Here is an 18,278-nt window from a genome sequence, read left to right as displayed (position 1 = left end):
GAAGGGGTCTTGCTGAAACCTGTAGCCATGGGAAACCCTTTTAACAGAATGGAGTTCCATAGCATATTAACGCCTCATTTTTCTTGCGCTTACCCTGGGTACCGAAGGAGATATTCCTTTGATTTCTCTGCATGTCTGGATTAGCGCTAGCAGATATAAGATGATTTTGGATAGTTTCTTTCATGGCTGGAGATTTTGCCTAAAGAATTCCATCATGTACTTTTAGATAGCCTGCATATATTTCTGAATATCTATTAGTATTAAACTTCAGAAATATACATATAAATCCAACTATTTATTCGCAGGTAGAGAAGACAATATTTTGAAGTTTTCTCTTCGGTTTAGATAAGCCAAAACTCTGATTCTTATATAGGCTAAAAAGGTTTCATAAAGTATTAAAGAATACCCAGAAATAAGAGGACGGTGAACAACCCTACGAACATAAGTCCAGAGACAACTATATCTCTATAAGGGGGAGTAACTATTTTATCAGAATATTTATCGGGCTTAAGATCATTAGTATTCATGGCTCTGAATCCCTATACAACCTTGAATATCTAGCAGCTTGATGTGCTTAACTCAAACATCAAACCTTTGAATTGCTTAGTATATAGTCTATTCGAAGAACTTGGAGATTCTGTGAGTCATAGATAAAATCTGCCTACATCCCAAAAAACATAGATCAACAGTAACATCATATTTCGTAAAACTAAATCTAGTACTGAATCACCAGTAGTATTGATAACTAATATATTCATTTCTTTTAATCATGAGTGAAGAAAGCTTAAGTTCTTGTGATTTAAATAGCCATAAAGTATCGGCGAAGAGAAGCGATATCTAAATCTTTATCAATGCTCACTTAATTCTTGCCTTCTCACAGATTCCTCAAATTTTACAACTACAGTTTAATTGTCAATATGTAAGTTATAACAGGCGAGAAGTAGTACCTGTATAACAGGCTGGTGCATGTTAAGAATACACGGGAGATTGTTATCAACAATTTAAGGAAAATTCTAATTATGCCCAAAGAGTTTGTTTAAGTCATTGGTCAAATGCAATCATGACATACAAAACAGTTTTAGATCAAATAATAGTTGAACAGCCTAAAACAGCCAGGAAAATTATTTTAACTAATACGATTGAAATCCCTAATCCTAAAAAAGTGTCCGACAATCAAGAAAGTTCTTCTATTAGTTTTGGGATAGGAATAGCGATCTTAATGGTGATCTTAATTTACTGGTATCCGAACTTCATTAAGTTTTTCCGTAAACCTTTCGCAAGTCTACAAAAAAGAAATTATTATCATTGCTTAAACTGTAAGTTTTATCATCGAAATACATATCTTCATTGTGCTGTTCACCCAAGCAAAGTCTTAACAAGTGATGCACCAGACTGTCAAGACTTTTGTTCAAAATAATGGCGTTATTATTTTTTTATTGCCTCTCATTTCTTACCTCAAATATAAAATTGGAAGTACGCTGATTAAAGCTAAAATACTTTGCAAAATGAGGCTTGATTTCCCTACTTTCCAATCACCAATACCTAATGTATATACACCTTTCGCGATACTATTACTTGCTGCGGCAATTAAAATAGCGATCGCACTAATGTTTAGCGCAGTAGACTGACCAGCAGATTGGGTGATACCCATGACGAAAGGATCTACATCCGCGAACCCCAAAATACCAGCTAGGGTGTAGATGCCCGCTTGACCCAAAACCTCAATTGCGTAGTGTGTCAAAACTAGCAACATCACAAATACCCCTGCAAAGAGTAACGAAAATCTCAGCTCAAGTGGATTTTGAGGTGTTCCTCGGACTGAGTAAACCTTAGCTGAGCGACCTGTAAATATTAACCATATTCCACCTCCTAAAATAGCGATGCTTGCCACGAGACTCATAGGTCCCCATAGGAGGGCTGCAAGAGACTTATTGAAGATACCCGTTAAAACGATCAAGCGGCAATACATCATCCCTGAGGCGATGAGAATTGCTCCTGCATACCTTCTTGGCAGAGGATCTGAGGTGGATTGTTTTGCAAGGGCAACGGTTGTAACGGTTGAAGAATAAGCTCCACCAATCAACGCAATAATAATCAGAGTCCCTCTTCCCTGAAATGCACGCTGCAACAGATAGCTGGCATAGGAGATGCCGCTTACAGCAATGACGACTAACCAAGTCTTAAAGGGATTGAGTTGAAACTCGCCATAGGCTTGATTAGGCAGAACTGGCAAGATCACAAATGTCAGTAGTAAAAACTTGGTTAATGTAAGAATATCTTCTGAAGAAAATTGGGTAGCCAACTTTTCTAAAACAGACTTTAATTCCAATAAAAATAAACTGGTAATCGCTAAGGTTGCAGCTTCCCAGTAGTGACCAAAGTAGACAAGAGCACCCACCAAATAGGTTGCTAAGCAAGCAATTTCTGAAGTTACCCCTGCATTTTCTACTGTTTGCAACTTATGCCAATACGAAAGAGCCATCAGACCAGCAATGGCTAGAAAACCCATTCCCAATGCGATACTTTGACCGTTCGTCAAAAAGGCGATGCAGTACCCTACTAATCCAATCATTGGGTAGGTACGAACTCCACCAAAAGCATAGCGACCTGTTTGAGTATGATGTCCTTCTCGCTCCAATCCAATTAGAAAAGATAAGAATAAGACCCATAGCAGCTTAAAAACGTTGCTCTGAGGGATGAATTTTAGATGTTGAGTATCCATACTTCTCGTTGAAGTATTGTCGTTTTGGAGCTATCGTTCGGGTAGAAAAGGGGGTTCTCTATTCGGGGCTTCAATACTAGTGATGGCTAAGATTTCTGGTTGACATGTGCGGATTGTGACAGTAATTTTTTGAGGCTCTGCCTTCATGTCTTTAGTAACGTTAGCTTGATAATTTGCGGCTTCTGTCGAAGTTCTGAAAGGGCCATAGTAGAGTGTGCTTTGTGGTTCTAGCGCCACAACTTCAATCCACCAAAAGGGGGCCTGTTTTTGGGAATAGATCCAAAGCATACCTAGTTCTAAGTGGCAAAGGCTATTAGAGTGGGAACAAGAATCATTTGTGCTTAAGGGGCTGAGGGGACCTTTTATCCCCCATTCAACTCTTTATATAAAGCACACATCCTAGTTGTTTCCGATACTGTTGGAATGGCCAAGCGATCGCATATAATCTTCGCCGTCAAAGTAGCACTGGCCATTTCATAAGTATGAACCTCCAACTCAGCGTCGGGATAGGTTTCAAAAACTAAGTGATCACCTGGTAATACAGTCCGCTCGAGGAAGTCGTGGGGAATATTGACAATTCGGATAATTTGGGTTCGCTGCATCTCATTGACATAACAACACCTCACTTTCTCAGGCAGTTCTGTAATATCAGGACACCTATCTAGTACGCCAGTTGATGCGGATGACATGATGACTCACTCCATCTATGTGGGCACTTTTTCCTTCCGTTCCATCTCATGGATGATTACCAATATTCCAAAGATTAAGGAATAATTATGTGAAAACCATGAAGATCAGCCAACGAATACTGGCCAAATCGGACATTGATGGGAATCCTAATGTCGTAACATCAGCTAAAAAAATCAGTCACCGAGCTCTTTAATTTCTCAACCAGCATTCGCTAAATCCTTTGTTGTTGCCTGATATTGCTCCGCAATAATGCACTCCGTGGTCAGAACCATACCCGCAATGGAAGCGGCATTTCGCAACCCAGCACTAGTCACCTTAGCTGGATCGACAATCCCGGCAGTAAACATATCTACATACTGGTTGTTCAAGGCATCATAGCCCGTGTTGAACGGTAAAGTCTTAACCTGCTCTACAACCACCCCACCATTCAGACCCGCGTTCTCAACAATCTGTCTCAATGGAGCAGAGAGGGAACGGACTAGAATCATGGCTCCGATCAGTTCATCACCAACCAAATGTTCAGCAGACCAGTCCTCAAGTTGAGGGGCAAGATGCACGAGGGTTGTACCACCACCTGGAACAATGCCTTCCTCAACAGCGGCTTGAGTTGCGTTAATCGCGTCTTCTAGTTTTAACTTACGGTCCTTCATTTCCGTTTCAGTGGCGGCCCCAACTTTGATTACAGCTACCCCACCAGAAAGCTGAGCTAGACGCTCATGCAGTTTTTCCTTTTCAAAGGATGAGTCTGTCTCATTTATCAGGCGATGAATTTGCTCACAACGCGCTTTGACAGCAGCTTCATTGCTTTCCGAAATGAGGGTGGTATGGTCCTTAGTGATGACCACTTGGCGAGCACGGCCCATCATTTCTAGGGTGGCGTTTTCTAATCTCAGCCCGGTATCTTCGCTGATGACTTGTCCTCCAGTGAGTACCGCTATATCAGCTAACAGATCCTTGCGGCGATCGCCAAATCCAGGTGCCTTAACCCCAGCCACCCTGACAGTACCTCGTAATTGATTAAGGACAAGGGTTGCTAAGGCTTCTTTTTCAATATCTTCAGCAATTATCACAAGAGGTTTACCCGTTTGTGTAACGTTCTCCAGAATGGGCAGTAAGGCATTCACTAAGGTGATCTTTTTATCCGTTAGTAATAGGTAGGCATCATCCAGAGTCGTCACCATTCGCTCGGCATCCGTTACGAAGTAAGGTGAAATATACCCCTTGTCAAACCGCATCCCTTCCGTGACTTCGACTTCGGTCTGCATTGATTGGCCTTCTTCCAAAGAAATCACCCCTTGCTGACCCACCTTTGCCATGGCAGCAGCAATCATTTGCCCCACAGTTTCATCATTGCCCGCAGCAATGGTCCCAACCTGTGAGATCGCATTGGAATCTTTCACAGGTAGTGCATGTTCAGCAATCTGATCCAACAAAAATTGGGTGGCCTGGTCGATGCCTCGTCGGATTGCCATTGGATTGGCTCCCGCTGCGACATTGCGCAACCCTTCCTTTACCATTGCATGGCTTAAAACAACGGCTGTGGTGGTGCCATCCCCTGCCGCATCATTGGTTTTGGCTGCAACTTGGCGCAACAAGGCCACGCCTGTATTGGCTAAAGGGTTGTCTAGCTCAATTTCCTTGGCAATGGTGATGCCATCATTCACAATTTGCGGGGGACCAAATTTCTGCTCAAGGACGACATTGCGGCCCCTTGGTCCTAAGGTCACTGCCACTGCTTCAGTTAGCAGATCGATCCCTTGCTCTAAGGCATGGCGAGCCGCTGAATCGTATTGAATTGACTTAGCCATAATTCCTTACCTTCACCACGTTGATTCCCTATGAGACAATCGCGAGAATATCTTGAGCTTTGGTCAGCACATAATCTTCATTACCCAGTTTGATACCCGTTCCACTGTATTTGGCATATAGCACCTGATTGCCGACTTGAACGTCGATGGGGGCATAGGAGCCATTCCCAGACTTCAAACCAGGCCCAACACTAACCACCTCTCCCACTTGAGGTTTCTCTTGAGCTGTATCGGGCATTAAGATGCCACCTGCGGTTTTTTCTTCAGCCTTATTTACCTTCAGAAAGACATGGTCGCCGAGAGGGCTAACAGTAGAAACATTGAGGGTTAGAGTGGACATATCCAATCCTCCATAAATTAAAGGGGGCAGTTCATTTGGGTGGGTGAGCAGCACACCAAAAATAGATAGGCATCCAGATCGTGATCAACCTTTAAAGCTTGTTCTGACTCACAATTTCTTGCCAAGCTTTTTCTAGAGCAGTTTGGGCTAGATTGAGGTTACGACTAAATCCACGCTGCAAACTAGCCCATTGACCTTGAAGAAACTCAGTAGCTTCAGCCAAATGGCGCTGATCATACTTATTCGTGGAAGCAAGGGCTTCGCTAACTTGCTGAATCTTGATCTGAATCTCGTATGGTCCATCATTTAGATTGAATAAACGCTGTAAGCGATCCGTCATCTCCTGGATGACAAATTTCACCTCGTCAGATTTTTCGCAAATAAAGTCCTTTAACCCTTCTGACTCCAGTTTGAGTAGATTTTTTGCTCCTTCTGGAATCAGGAGGGCTTCAGGTGTGTATTTCTCGATATCCCCAGGGAAGAGGATTGCACGCTCTCCCAGGTAACTGGCAATCTCTCCTGCCAAGATATAAGCGACGATTTCCCCTGTATGCCAATCGAACAGAAAATCCTCCACCCAGCCCAACTTTTCTCCGACCCTAGATCGGACTGGGAGTTGATATCCAGGATGAAGGTGGGGTGGGGCTGTCACTAGGAGGGGACGATCAACCGACACGGTCTCTCTGCCCACACTCACGACTTGACGTAGAGACCAATACCGCTGGCGACTGGATAGATGTGTGACATATCCAGACTTGTCAAGCCAGATCTCTTCCACGTTTCCCAGGCGAGAATTTGTGGTGTTTCCTACGGCAGTTAACCCGACCATTTGACTGTAACGGATAATATTGAACATGGGTGTCTCCATGACCGTTCAGTAACTAGCAACTGTGATGTTTTAGCGATGTTGTGCTCATTCGATTGTAATTTTTAACATCTCCGACCGCTTTCTATGTTGAAAGCCTGTGAGAAAATCCCTTATCAATCAAGACATCCTGCATTCCCATAATTGAATGGCGATAAAACGCTTGACTTCAAGCACCAGGTGCTCAGGAAGAGGGGGGAGGACTAATCTTGAGGGGCAATTAAGATCGTCTCTAGCCATGAGACTAAAGCGAAAAGTTGAAGACAATGTGAGGGGATTAGATCGTCGCTAATCGGTGCTTTCATCCCTCACAATTTTCACAATATCCCACTCTAGATTGAGAGCTAGATGCCTTAAACCGTAAAGCATTTAGCCCTCAACCATAGGTGTTAGCATGCGCTACCAACATGTGATAATTTCCCACCACGGCGGACCGGATGTTTTTGAGATGGTCATGGATGAACGGCCTGAACCTCGCGCAGGAGAAGTGGGAGTGCGGGTATTAGCAACTGGTGTGGCCTTTACAGACGTTTTGATCCGCGAAGGACTCTATCCGGGTTTACCCAAAGTGCCCTTTACCCCAGGCTATGAAGTGGTTGGGATTGTTGATCAGCTTGGCCCAGGGGTCGCTGGGCTGGACATCGGTCAACGGATTGCGGCCCTGACTGTAGTGGGTGGATATAGTGAGTACATTTGTCTACCCGCTCACGAATGTGTTCCAGTACCAGCGGAGGTGGATGTTGCAGAGGCTGTCGGTCTAGTTTTGCAGTACGTGACAGCCTATCAGCTGCTGCACCGAATCGCTAAGGTTCAACCCGGCGATCGCATCTTGATTCACGGTGCTGCGGGCGGTGTTGGAACTGCGCTCCTGGAGTTAGGTCACCTCGCAGGCTTAAAGATGTATGGTACGGACTCCACAGCGAAACATGATCTCATTGCCAATTTAGGCGCTACTCCGATTGATTATCAACAGCAAGACTTCCAACAGCAGATTCGTCGCCTCGTTCCTGATGGGATGGATGTGGTCTTTGATGCCATTGGAGGGCGTCATCTGCTGGCGTCCTACCAAACCGTATCTCCTAGGGGGCAACTCATTAGCTATGGGTTTTCCTCAGCGCTATCAGCACACTTGGGAAGGCTGTTGACAGTCGGGGGGAGTATGGGCCTTCTGACTCTGTTAAGCATCTGGCCGGATCGTCGTAGCGCTGTATTTTACAACATTGCTGATTTGAAGCGGCGTCAGCCCAATTGGTTCCGAGACGACTTAACGAGCCTTCTCGATCTACTGGTAGATGGCTCTATTCAGCCTATCATTGCCGATCGCCTACCCTTAAAAGACGTAGCGGTAGCCCATGACTTACTGGATCACGCTGCAGTGAGGGGTCAGTTAGTCTTACTGTGTGATGAAACTTACCAAGCTCATTCATCCAAGCCAGAGAGCAAATCCTCGTCATTTTTTAAGGGATAACTCATTAGCTATGGATTTTCACAGCTCTTTTGGCACATCGGGAAAGGCTGTTGAAAATAGGGGGAGTATGGGCCTTCTGGCCCTGCTAAACATCTAGTCAGGTCGTCGTAGCGTTGTTTTTTTGATAGTGATATTTTATAACGCCATAGGTAATCTATTGATGCCTTATACAGACTTCAGTTTATTTCTGATAGTGAATTTTATTCAAATTAATTCCTTATTCCTTGGATTACCCAACTCATAATAAGCCTAATAAAGTCAGTAGCTGACGATACTAATTTTTCCATTATCTAACATAGATATCATATTTTTAGAACTCATTAAGACTTGTATAAACAAATTATGAGCGATTAAAGGAAAGTGATAAATCATGACAGATTCTCTTCCTCCATTAATTCTGCGAATGCTTCAACCTAGCTTTTATCCTTATTCTGTCTCTAAACCGATAGAGATTGTTCAGACTCATATCTCCTATATTGTATTAACAGGAGAATATGCATATAAAATAAAGAAACCCATTAAACTATCATTTTTAGATTTTTCAACTTTAGAAAAACGCCATCATTTCTGCCAAGAAGAACTACGATTAAATCGTATCCTTGCTCCAAATCTATACATTGCTGTACTTCCAATTATTGAAATATCACATCGTCAATTCAAAATAGCAAAGAGCCAGACCAATATTGAACAGGTGATTGAATATGTGATTCAGATGCACCAATTTGAGAAAGATGGACTAGAACTATTACAGGAAAATCTGTTGACATTTACACATATGCAATCTCTTGGAAAACAGATTGCGCTGTATCATTCTGAGGCAGAAACTAATTCAAAAATCCAAAGCTACGGAAGCGTTGAAGTTATTCGTCATATCAATAGAGAAAACTTTACACTTAGTCGTTCATATATAAATAAAACATTGAGTCCATCCAGATACCAGAATATTTTTGAATATATTAACCATTTCCTATCCGACCATTCCGAATGGTTAGAGAAACGTCAGTTCCAGCATAAAATTCGTGAATGTCACGGTGACTTACACCTCAAAAATCTGTGTCTTTTTCAAGATAAACTTCAGGCTTTCGACTGCATAGAGTTCAATCAAGAATTCCGCTACATTGACATTCTGTATGATGTTGCTTTTCTAGTAATGGACTTGACATATTACGGTCATCTTGACTACGCAAATGAGTTTCTCAATGAGTACCTAGAAAAAACTGACGATTATAGTGGGGTTAATATATTGCCACTCTACTTAATCATGAGGGCATTCATAAGAGGTAATGTCACTTCTTTGACGTGTGAAGATTCACTAATTTCGCCTTCAGAAAAAGCTATCCTTAAAGCCCAAGCCCAAGCCTACTATAAACTTGCTTCTGATTACACCTATCGTCCCCAAGGTCGAGTCATTCTAATGTCGGGTATTTCTGGCTCAGGAAAAACCACTGTCGCCAGAAATCTTTCTAGAAAAATTAATGCTATTCATATTCGTTCTGATGCTGTTCGCAAGCATATAGCTGGCATCTCACTCCTAGAGTCAAGATCTAATAAACACTCAAGTCAAGATATTTATACACCAGAAATGACCTATAAAACCTATAAAAGGCTAGTCGATTCCGGCCTTCAGCTCGCCAAACAGGGTGTGACTGTAATATTAGATGCGAAGTATGATAAACGGAATTTTCGTAATGAAGTGATTACTCGAACAAAAGCAGCTAAAATCCCTTTGAATATCATTGTCTGTAAAGCCCCATTAGAAGTTATACGAAATCGTCTAATGTATCGTACCAATGATATTTCTGACGCCAACATTTCAATATTAGAAACTCAAATAAATGAAGCTGAAGACTTCAACGATACAGAAAAACCATTTATTCATATAGTGAATACTGATCAGGATCTAGATTCTCAACTTTTATCATTCATTGAATAGTACTCTCAATTCAGGGCTATTTCATTCAACAGTTACGCTTACTTGTGTTTATGAGTATTTGGTATCAACTCAATCCCCAGGAAGTATTGCAAAAGTTGGGAACTTTGTCTGAGGGGTTAAGCCAAGAGGAAGCCCGCCAACGACTCTCGAACTATGGCCCCAATGAGTTATTAAAACAGTCCACGAAAAGTCCCTGGTTAATTTTGTGGGAACAGCTCACAGCAACCATGGTTCTAATCTTGATTGTTGCGGCTGTTCTATCTGCGGTACTTGGCGATATTCAGGATGCCATCGCAATTTTCACGATCATCGTCTTTAATGCACTGCTTGGGTTTCGGCAAGAATATCAAGCTGAACGCGCGATTGATTCTCTCCGTCAGCTCGCTATTCCCACAGTCAGAGTAAAACGAGAAGGAAAGGTACTGGAGCTGTCCTCTAACTTGCTGGTACCTGGAGATATTGTGCTTTTAGAATCAGGCAATTTGGTGCCAGCCGATGGCCGCATCCAGAAATGTATTAACCTACGAATTCAAGAATCCTCCCTCACCGGTGAATCCGATGCCGTACAAAAGATCGCTCAAGGATTAAATCTTGCAGATCTCCCCTTAGGGGATCGTAGCAACATGGCCTTTATGGGAACAATGGTCACCTACGGTCGTGGTGAAATCATCATCACTGAAACAGGCATGAATACGGAGTTAGGGCAGATTGCAGCGGCCATTCAGTCGGTCAAAGCTGAACCCACTCGACTTCAACGACGGCTTGATCAACTGGCGCGAAGACTAGCAATCGCTATCTTTGTTGTTGTGCTTATTGTCTTTGGGCTGGGTTTATTGCGAGGTGAAGATTTCCAGGCCATTTTTATGATTGCCGTCAGTCTAGGTGTCGCTGTAGTTCCAGAGGGATTACCCGCTGTGGTAACCATCGCTTTATCCCTTGGTGCCCAGCGAATGTTAAAGCAGCAGGCCTTGATTCGGAAATTACCTGCAGTTGAAACTCTAGGTTCAGTCACCGTAATCTGTACAGATAAGACGGGGACACTCACTGAAAATCAAATCACCGTCAAGTCACTCGTCATTGCGGGGAGTCGCCTTGAGCTGGATCCTCATCAACCCCCCTTGAGAACGTTATTGAATGCCCCCATCCATGAGCTTCAACCCGTTCTCGCCTGGCTACTGATGGGGGGTGCTTTATGTAGTGATGCTGCGTTGAATTTTGAACAAGGTTCATCTCAAGGGTATTGCCTGTTAGGCGATCCAACGGAGACAGCTTTGGTTCTTGCAGCCGCTCAGTTTGGCTTAGACAAGGCAGATTTGGAAACCCACTTGCCGCGAATCAAAGAATTACCCTTTGATTCAGAGCGTAAACGGATGACAACCGTTCATTGCCTTCAGGATGAGGAGTCAAATGTAAACCCAACTTCTCGCATACTTTCCAGAACTTTTTCTACCATTCAAATCCCCGATAATTGTCGTTATATCGCTATTTGTAAGGGAGCTGTTGATCAGCTGCTTAATATTTCAGAATGGGTTTGGGAGATCCAGGAGTTGGTGCCTTTGGACCCGCAACGGTGTGAGCGCATTCTGCAGACCCATAACAAACTTGCTCAAGAGGGAATGCGACTGCTAGGTATGGCATACCGACCTTTTAGCTCACTCCCTGAGGATTTGGTAGCTCTAGAAAAACAGCTTATCTTTGTGGGGATTTTTGGCATGATTGACCCCATCCGGTCAGATGTATATACTGCTGTCCAAACCTGTAAAACTGCCGGAATTCGACCTGTAATGATTACGGGTGATCATCCGTTAACAGCAGAACATATCGCTTCAGAGTTAGGGATTAGCTCAGACGGTCATCTATTGACAGGGAGAGATTTAGATCAGCTCACCGATCAAAAGTTACTTGAGGTGTCAACTCAAGTGTCAATCTATGCTCGTGTTGCGCCTCAACACAAATTAAAGATTGTTCAGGCCCTCCAACGGGCAGGCCATATCGTTGCGATGACAGGAGATGGGGTCAATGATGCTCCTGCTCTTAAGCAAGCTGATATTGGCATAGCCATGGGTATTACAGGAACAGATGTAGCTAAGGATGCTTCCGATATCGTTCTTTTAGATGACAATTTCAGCACGATTGTGGCTGCTACTCGTGAAGGCCGAGTCATCTATGACAATATTCGTAAATTCATTCAATATACGCTAACTGGCAATCTAGGCGAACTTTTGGTGATTTTATTGGCTCCTTTTCTGGGGATGCCACTGCCATTGCTACCGCTACAGATTTTGTGGATTAATCTTTTAGCAGACGGTATTCTAGCTCTTTCGCTAAGTGTGGAACCTGCAGAACGCCAAATTATGCGAAGAGCTCCTTTCAATCCGCGAGAAAGTATTTTCGGTCGTGGTGTCGGTAACGGGATTATCTGGATAGGAAGTTTTCTCGGAATTACCCTGTTGTGTGTGGGATATCACTACTGGAGGTTAGGGTTAGCTAGTTGGCAAACCATGGTTTTTTGTACATTAGCCTTTTCCCGGATCAGTATTGCTCAAGCAGTGCGCTCGGACCAAGACTCATTATTTAAGATCGGAGTGTTATCCAATCGACCAGCGTTGGTTGCGGTGATCGTTACCTTTATAGGTCAGCTTGCTGTGGTTTATATTCCCTTCTTCCAGCAAATGTTCAAAACGATTCCTTTATCGTACTTAGACTTAGCTGTCAGCCTAGGATTATCCATCCTGATATTCTGTTGCGTTGAGTTCAAAAAGATACTGATTAGATAGTTTTTAACGGTTTTATCAGCGTGCTCAATGCGCGTATCTGGGATTTGACGCCTCTTCATAAGTTTCCCAGGTATACTTTCTACCGTAAAAATGAAGGTTAACACAGGAGTAGTATACGGAAGGAGCTTGCATATCATCCTGTTTATCTTCATTTGAGAATTAAAGGGGGTGAGTCATGTGCTGATTATTTTGATTGAGGTTTGGGAGGTTGTTTTGACCCTTAGGCTCGCAATTTTATTGGCTCTAGCCCTCTTGTCCGTTTTGCATTTTGGGTCCACTTGGCAGTTTCATCGTTCAATTGAGCAACAAGTCCAGGCTCTGAGAACGCTAACCAATGATGAACAGGTCCTTCAACCCCCCCGGTTGATTGGTGCATTGGCGATGCGATCGCATCTTTCAGACTCAAACCAAGGGCCATCTCAGGATTGTCCCACCACTATTCAGATTCACCAAACGGGTGAAATGCGTTTATCTGAGCAGGGACGGTGGCTACCTTTTTCGGCCACCCAAGACTTCTCGATTCGACAACCGGGGTTTGTGTGGCGAGCCACCTTTCGGCTTGCGCCCTTTATTCATATCGAAGTAGTGGACAGCTATGTCCAAGGTAAAGGCAGGCTGGAAGGAAGGCTGTTGGGTTCGATTCCCTTTTTAAGGGCGACGGGATCGAGTACAGATAAGGGGGAGCTAATGCGGTACCTGGCGGAATTGATCTTTTTCCCAGCTGCGTTTCTAAATAATTCAGCGTTACATTGGCACGAACTGAATGAGTTCACTGTAGAAGTTAAAGGTGAACCGGACGTAGGAGTCCATTACAATTTTGACCATAATGGTGACCTCGTCAATATCACTGCACCGAACCGACCCCGAATGGTTGCAGGACAAGCCGTTGAAACCCCCTGGAGTTGTGCGGCATCCGATTATAAGACATTGGGTGGGTACGATATTCCAACCTTGGGGCAAGTGAGCTGGCAATTGGAAGACGGCCCCTTTACCTATTGGCGGGGACGCATTACCCATCTTGAGACGGATCCAGACAATCAATCACTGTTCCAGGCTGAAGTTTGATCCGATCTTTGTTCAGCCTGGAATCTTGGCTGAAGTACTTGCCAGGGTCTAGATATGGATGGCCCTGTAGGCTAAGGAGTTAGTCATGTGTTGCAGGGCAGATGAACGTTGGCCAGATATTCGCAACAATTCCATAATTTGGATGGGTTAGGGTGTCTACCATTTACTGTTTCTCCTTTATAGAACCTCTGTAGTGGCCTGAAGGTAAGTCAGAGATTGGATTATCGACCTCACAAGATTACCAAGACTATTTTCTACTGTAGAAATGAGGATAAACGGCGAATCTCGCTATGGGGCAATCTTTTTTGCCAGTTTATCGGATTTTATTAGAAGAATAGGAGTGCGATAAATGCAAATCCCCTCCGATTTAAGACTGTTTTTTCACCCTGACTATCCGGAATGGGTCACGGTATTGAGCTGGTTATTGATGGCGTTGTTCTTATTGTTGAGCTTTGCCATCATGCTCAGTCGAAGTGAGTCAGAATCAGACTTCCTAGATCCACATTAATTATGGGCTGACGCTCGATCGTGCAATCCGACGCTTTCGAATCAGCTTAAGTCAGTAACGCAAACAGGTGATCGAGATGTTTACAACCATGAGATCGAATAAAGACGCTCTTGGGTCCTATTTGACCCGTATGGGTGGATACTCGCTGTTGACCCATGCAGAAGAAGTGGCATTAGGCCAACAAATCCAATCAGCCCTACATCCGCCGAAAGCGATTTCCCAAGCTGAATTAGACCAGATACAGCAGCGGGGGCAGCGGGCGAAGCACAGGATGATTTGTGCCAATCTGCGGTTAGTGGTCACGATCGCGAAGAAATATCAAAAACGGGGAATGGATTTAATTGATCTCATCCAAGAAGGGAGTTTGGGGCTAGAGCGAGCGGTAGAGAAGTTTGATCCTGCTAAGGGATATCGATTTAGCACCTATGCATACTGGTGGATTCGCCAATCTATCACTCGTGCGATCGCAATGCAGTCCCATACCATTCGCATCCCTGTGCATATGACGGAAAAGCTCAACCGCATCAAACGAGTGCGTCGAGAGCTATCCCAAACCCTTGGACACACCCCCACTCACCAGGAAATGGTTGCCGAATTAGGCATCACATTGGAACAGCTGCAGAAGACCTTACAAGCCGCCCGGATATCCAATCCTGAATCCCTGAATATCCGCATGGTAAAAGATCAAGATACGGAGTTAGGAGATTTTTTAGAAGATCTGCAAATGCCCAGTCCAAGTGAAGTGGTGGAACAAGATTTTTTGCGAAATGCTTTATGGTCGGCTCTCGCTCAGCTCAATGACAATGAGCGCACTGTTCTTATCCTCCGCTATGGTCTTGAAGATGGGCGAGAACGCTCTCTCTCCCGAGTCAGTCAACAAATGGGCATCAGTCGGGAATGGGTGAGAAAACTCGAACAGACAGCAAAATCGAAGTTACTCCAATCGGGTAATCTGCAGGACTTTATGGCGGCATAAAGGTCTCAAAAGGGACATGCATCTGCATCCAGACAGTGTTCTCCTGCCAAGCTGGCTTTGGCCTGCTGATATTCCTCCAAATGAATGGAGACCGGATCAACCTGCCAAATCTCTCGGCCATATTCCCGTATGGCCCGATCTGAAGAGAACCGCCCAATGCGAGCCACATTGAGAATAGCCGTTTTGGTCCAGGTGTCTTGATCTTGAAATGCCTGTCCCACCTGATCTTGGCAGTCAATATATGACTGATAGTCTGCCAGTAAGCAATAGGGATCTGCTTGCAGAAGTTGATCCACTAGGGGTTGAAATAGCGCCCGATTCCCATGGGAAAAATATCCTGAGGCAATGAGGTCGATCGCTTCTTTCAGGGCTGGATTGGTATTGTAGAAGGTCTTTGGGACGTACCCTTGTTCCTTAAGGTCAACAATATCTTCAGTGGTATGCCCAAATAGGAAAAAGTTGTCAGCTCCCACAGCCTCGCGAATTTCAATATTGGCCCCGTCGAGGGTGCCAATGGTTAAAGCGCCATTCATCGAAAACTTCATATTGCCCGTGCCGGAGGCTTCCTTGCCTGCCGTGGAGATCTGCTCCGATAAATCAGCGGCGGGATAAATTCGCTGACTGTTGGTGACATTGAAGTCAGGTAGGAAGACTACTTTGATGCGATCGCAAATGTCAGGATCATAATTCACGACTTCTCCCACTGCCGTGATCAGCTTAATGATTAGCTTGGCCATCCGATAGCCGGGGGCAGCCTTACCTCCAAAGATAAAAGTGCGGGGTGGAACCGCGAGTTGGGGATTGTGCTTGATACGGTTATAGAGCGTAATGATATGGAGCACATTGAGATGTTGACGCTTATATTCATGAATGCGCTTGGCCTGGATATCAAAGATAGAATCGGGATTGAGAGTCAGTCCTTGGTGAGCTTGAATATAGTCTGCTAGATCCTGTTTAACGGCCCGTTTGACCCGTCGCCATTCTTGGCGGAACGCTGGATCCTCGGCTAAAGATTCTAACCGTTTGAGATCCTCAAGTTGTGTGATCCAAGTTTCACCAATCTCGCGGGTAATCAATTGGGTTAGCCTCGGATTAATCAAGACCATCCACCGTCGCGGAGTTACCCCATTGGTTATATTAGTGAACTTATGGGGCCAGAGATCATAGAAGTCTTTCAGGACCCCTTTTTTTAAGAGTTCTGTATGCAAAGCGGCCACCCCATTGATGGCGTGACTCCCCACACAGGCCAAGTGAGCCATGCGAATTCGTTTGCTCCCGCCTTCTTCAATAAGGGACAAGCGGGCGAGTTTATCCGGGTTGCCCAAATATTTCAGCCGCACCTGATCGAGAAAACGCTGATTAATTTCATAAATAATTTCTAAATGCCGAGGCAGGAGACGGCCAAACAGATTTAAAGGCCAGGTCTCCAACGCTTCAGGCAGGAGGGTGTGATTGGTGTAAGCGAAGGCTTGTTGGGTTATGTCCCAAGCCTTCTGCCAATGAAGCAGATACTCATCTACCAACAACCGCATGAGTTCCGCAACCCCGATCGCGGGGTGTGTATCGTTGAGTTGAATCACAAATTTCTCATAAAAGGTCTCGATCGGGTCACCCCGCAACAGATGAATTTTTAGTAGATTTTGGAGGGAACAAGAAACGAAGAAGTATTGTTGTTCAAGACGCAGTTGCTTCCCTTGGATGGGTTCATCATTGGGATAGAGAACTTTGGTCAGATTTTCGGAAATAATTTTGGCATCGACGGCTCCGTAATAGTCCCCGACGTTAAAGGCTTGAAAATCGAAAGACTCTGGAGCTTCTGCCTTCCAAAGCCGCATCGTGCTCGTGGTGTTTACGCGATAACCGGAAATAGGGGTGTCAAAGGGTATTCCATTCACCACTTGGTGAGGTATCCAGCGTACTCGGTAGTCGCCTTGATCATCGGTATAGGGTTCTGTATAGCCCCCAAACTTGACCTCTACAGCGTTCTCTGGACGAGGTATTTCCCAGGGGTTCCCCAGACGTAACCATTTATCCGTAATTTCAACCTGCCAACCCTCTCGGATTTCCTGGTCAAAGATTCCGTACTCATACCGAATGCCATAGCCAATCGCTGGAATTTCCAGGGTAGCTAGGGAGTCCATATAGCAGGCGGCTAAACGACCGAGTCCCCCATTCCCCAATCCCGGTTCTTCTTCTTGCGCCAAAATGGATCTCAGATCTAATCCCGAGGATTCCACCGCTTGTTGGACTTGATCATAGATACCGAGATTAACCAGGTTATTTTCTAAGTGAGGGCCTGGTAAATATTCAGCAGAGAGATAACAAACCACCTTGACATCCTGTTCACGGTAGGTTTTGACGGTGTTGATCCAGCGATGCAGTAATCGATCGCGCACCGTATAGGCGACAGCCATGTAGTAGTCATATAGGGTGGCAATTTCTGGGAATTTACCCTGGATGTAATAGAGATTATCTGCGATCGCACGTTGTAGCGTTTCAGAACTCAGTCCCGTTCGGTCGTCTTCAATATGAAATGAATCATAAATTTCAGTAATCTGCTCTGGAGAGAGCTCCGAAAGACGAAAGGAGTTCTGCGCTCCATTAAGCGAGCGTTGCTCAGATGGTTTATTCATGAAAAATTGACGGCATCACGACAATAAAACCTCTTTGATACAGCCTGGTCTAGGCTAATGGATTCCTTCAATATCTAGACAAGGCAATACCTTGTGTAAAATGATGACCCATGCACCTTGCGTGCCAACGTATAGATCGCAATCGTAGGTTTGATAGTAGACAGCAATACACGATTCTCTCCACACTCCACCTAAAAACAATTGAACGGGCTGGACGTTGGAATCTGTTGTTTTCACACGGCTAAGAATGCCAAAACAATAAGTGAGAAAGTTGAAGAAATTGTGATGAGAACTTATCCAGTCCCTCAAGATTGAGTCATTACGCCCCGCACCTTTTGCAAATCTGAGGCAATATCTTTAGCAAGCTCATTAATTGCGTTTTATACTTCTTCTGGGCGTTGTTGCATAAATAAAGCCAGTCATAGTCTTGGTTTCAGAGCTTAGAGTTGGGGAGAATCTTCGATTTTTATCCATTTTGGACAATCTGGATCGC

13 protein-coding genes are annotated in these 18,278 nt (G+C 44.4%); 6 read left to right on the top strand and 7 right to left on the bottom strand.

Annotated elements, in window-relative coordinates; genetic code table 11:
- Positions 1–1,450: 1,450 nt before the first annotated feature.
- The 6 genes from Q0991_RS13795 to Q0991_RS13770 form a co-directional block, all read right to left on the bottom strand.
- Positions 1,451–2,722 (bottom strand): MgtC/SapB family protein, encoded by a 1,272-nt coding sequence (locus Q0991_RS13795; protein WP_299489315.1) that lies wholly within the window; start codon positions 2,720–2,722, stop codon positions 1,451–1,453.
- Between the two features lie 30 nt (positions 2,723–2,752).
- A complete protein-coding gene (locus Q0991_RS13790) occupies positions 2,753–3,010 on the bottom strand; it encodes a DUF1816 domain-containing protein (protein ID WP_010476533.1) in 258 nt (85 codons plus the stop codon).
- 74 nt (positions 3,011–3,084) lie between these two features.
- On the bottom strand, positions 3,085–3,411 hold the full coding sequence (locus Q0991_RS13785) for a DUF1830 domain-containing protein (protein ID WP_236619048.1): 327 nt from the start codon (positions 3,409–3,411) through the stop codon (positions 3,085–3,087).
- A 198-nt stretch (positions 3,412–3,609) separates the two neighbouring features.
- Positions 3,610–5,220 carry a chaperonin GroEL gene (gene groL / locus Q0991_RS13780; RefSeq protein WP_299489309.1) on the bottom strand — a complete coding sequence of 537 codons (1,611 nt, stop codon included), beginning with the start codon at positions 5,218–5,220 and terminating at the stop codon, positions 3,610–3,612.
- A gap of 28 nt (positions 5,221–5,248) precedes the next feature.
- Entirely contained in the window at positions 5,249–5,560 is a 312-nt protein-coding gene (locus Q0991_RS13775) for a co-chaperone GroES (protein ID WP_299489308.1), read from the bottom strand.
- Between the two features lie 91 nt (positions 5,561–5,651).
- The gene (locus Q0991_RS13770; protein WP_299489307.1) at positions 5,652–6,416 is read right to left on the bottom strand and encodes a PRC-barrel domain-containing protein; all 765 of its coding nucleotides are present in this window, start codon (positions 6,414–6,416) and stop codon (positions 5,652–5,654) included.
- 403 nt (positions 6,417–6,819) lie between these two features.
- On the opposite strand from Q0991_RS13770, the gene Q0991_RS13765 reads away from it, so the two are divergent.
- The 6 genes from Q0991_RS13765 to Q0991_RS13740 all read left to right on the top strand — a co-directional run bounded on the left by Q0991_RS13765 (position 6,820) and on the right by Q0991_RS13740 (position 15,152).
- Entirely contained in the window at positions 6,820–7,893 is a 1,074-nt protein-coding gene (locus Q0991_RS13765; RefSeq protein ID WP_299489306.1) for a medium chain dehydrogenase/reductase family protein, read from the top strand.
- A gap of 370 nt (positions 7,894–8,263) precedes the next feature.
- Positions 8,264–9,826, top strand: coding sequence for a bifunctional aminoglycoside phosphotransferase/ATP-binding protein (locus Q0991_RS13760; protein WP_299489305.1), 1,563 nt, complete (start codon positions 8,264–8,266; stop codon positions 9,824–9,826).
- Positions 9,827–9,876: 50 nt separating this feature from the next.
- Entirely contained in the window at positions 9,877–12,603 is a 2,727-nt protein-coding gene (locus Q0991_RS13755) for a cation-translocating P-type ATPase (RefSeq protein WP_299489304.1), read from the top strand.
- Positions 12,604–12,816: 213 nt separating this feature from the next.
- On the top strand, positions 12,817–13,668 hold the full coding sequence (locus tag Q0991_RS13750; protein WP_299489303.1) for a DUF6544 family protein: 852 nt from the start codon (positions 12,817–12,819) through the stop codon (positions 13,666–13,668).
- 349 nt (positions 13,669–14,017) lie between these two features.
- On the top strand, positions 14,018–14,176 hold the full coding sequence (locus Q0991_RS13745; protein WP_299489302.1) for a hypothetical protein: 159 nt from the start codon (positions 14,018–14,020) through the stop codon (positions 14,174–14,176).
- A gap of 76 nt (positions 14,177–14,252) precedes the next feature.
- Positions 14,253–15,152, top strand: a complete 900-nt coding sequence (locus Q0991_RS13740; protein WP_366524955.1) for a sigma-70 family RNA polymerase sigma factor — start codon at positions 14,253–14,255, stop codon at positions 15,150–15,152.
- A gap of 5 nt (positions 15,153–15,157) precedes the next feature.
- Here the strand turns inward: Q0991_RS13740 and Q0991_RS13735 are convergent, their stop codons facing one another.
- Positions 15,158–17,785, bottom strand: a complete 2,628-nt coding sequence (locus Q0991_RS13735) for a glycogen/starch/alpha-glucan phosphorylase (protein WP_299489300.1) — start codon at positions 17,783–17,785, stop codon at positions 15,158–15,160.
- Positions 17,786–18,278: the final 493 nt, after the last annotated feature.

This window comes from Acaryochloris sp. IP29b_bin.137, assembly GCF_028285745.1.
Classification (GTDB): Bacteria; Cyanobacteriota; Cyanobacteriia; order Thermosynechococcales; family Thermosynechococcaceae; genus Acaryochloris.
The sequence above is the reverse complement of the archived record's forward strand: the minus strand, read 5'-3'. Positions and strand labels throughout refer to the sequence as shown.

Bases quoted from the DNA above. Each gene is read 5' to 3' on its own strand.
- groL (WP_299489309.1), bottom strand. From the start codon at position 5,220: ATGGCTAAGTCAATTCAATACGATTCAGCGGCTCGCCATGCCTTAGAG.
- Q0991_RS13755 (WP_299489304.1), top strand. From the start codon at position 9,877: ATGAGTATTTGGTATCAACTCAATCCCCAGGAAGTATTGCAAAAGTTG.
- Q0991_RS13735 (WP_299489300.1), bottom strand. From the start codon at position 17,785: ATGAATAAACCATCTGAGCAACGCTCGCTTAATGGAGCGCAGAACTCC.
- Q0991_RS13765 (WP_299489306.1), top strand. From the start codon at position 6,820: ATGCGCTACCAACATGTGATAATTTCCCACCACGGCGGACCGGATGTT.
- Q0991_RS13795 (WP_299489315.1), bottom strand. From the start codon at position 2,722: ATGGATACTCAACATCTAAAATTCATCCCTCAGAGCAACGTTTTTAAG.
- Q0991_RS13775 (WP_299489308.1), bottom strand. From the start codon at position 5,560: ATGTCCACTCTAACCCTCAATGTTTCTACTGTTAGCCCTCTCGGCGAC.
- Q0991_RS13785 (WP_236619048.1), bottom strand. From the start codon at position 3,411: ATGTCATCCGCATCAACTGGCGTACTAGATAGGTGTCCTGATATTACA.
- Q0991_RS13760 (WP_299489305.1), top strand. From the start codon at position 8,264: ATGACAGATTCTCTTCCTCCATTAATTCTGCGAATGCTTCAACCTAGC.
- Q0991_RS13790 (WP_010476533.1), bottom strand. From the start codon at position 3,010: ATGCTTTGGATCTATTCCCAAAAACAGGCCCCCTTTTGGTGGATTGAA.
- Q0991_RS13740 (WP_366524955.1), top strand. From the start codon at position 14,253: ATGTTTACAACCATGAGATCGAATAAAGACGCTCTTGGGTCCTATTTG.
- Q0991_RS13745 (WP_299489302.1), top strand. From the start codon at position 14,018: ATGCAAATCCCCTCCGATTTAAGACTGTTTTTTCACCCTGACTATCCG.
- Q0991_RS13770 (WP_299489307.1), bottom strand. From the start codon at position 6,416: ATGTTCAATATTATCCGTTACAGTCAAATGGTCGGGTTAACTGCCGTA.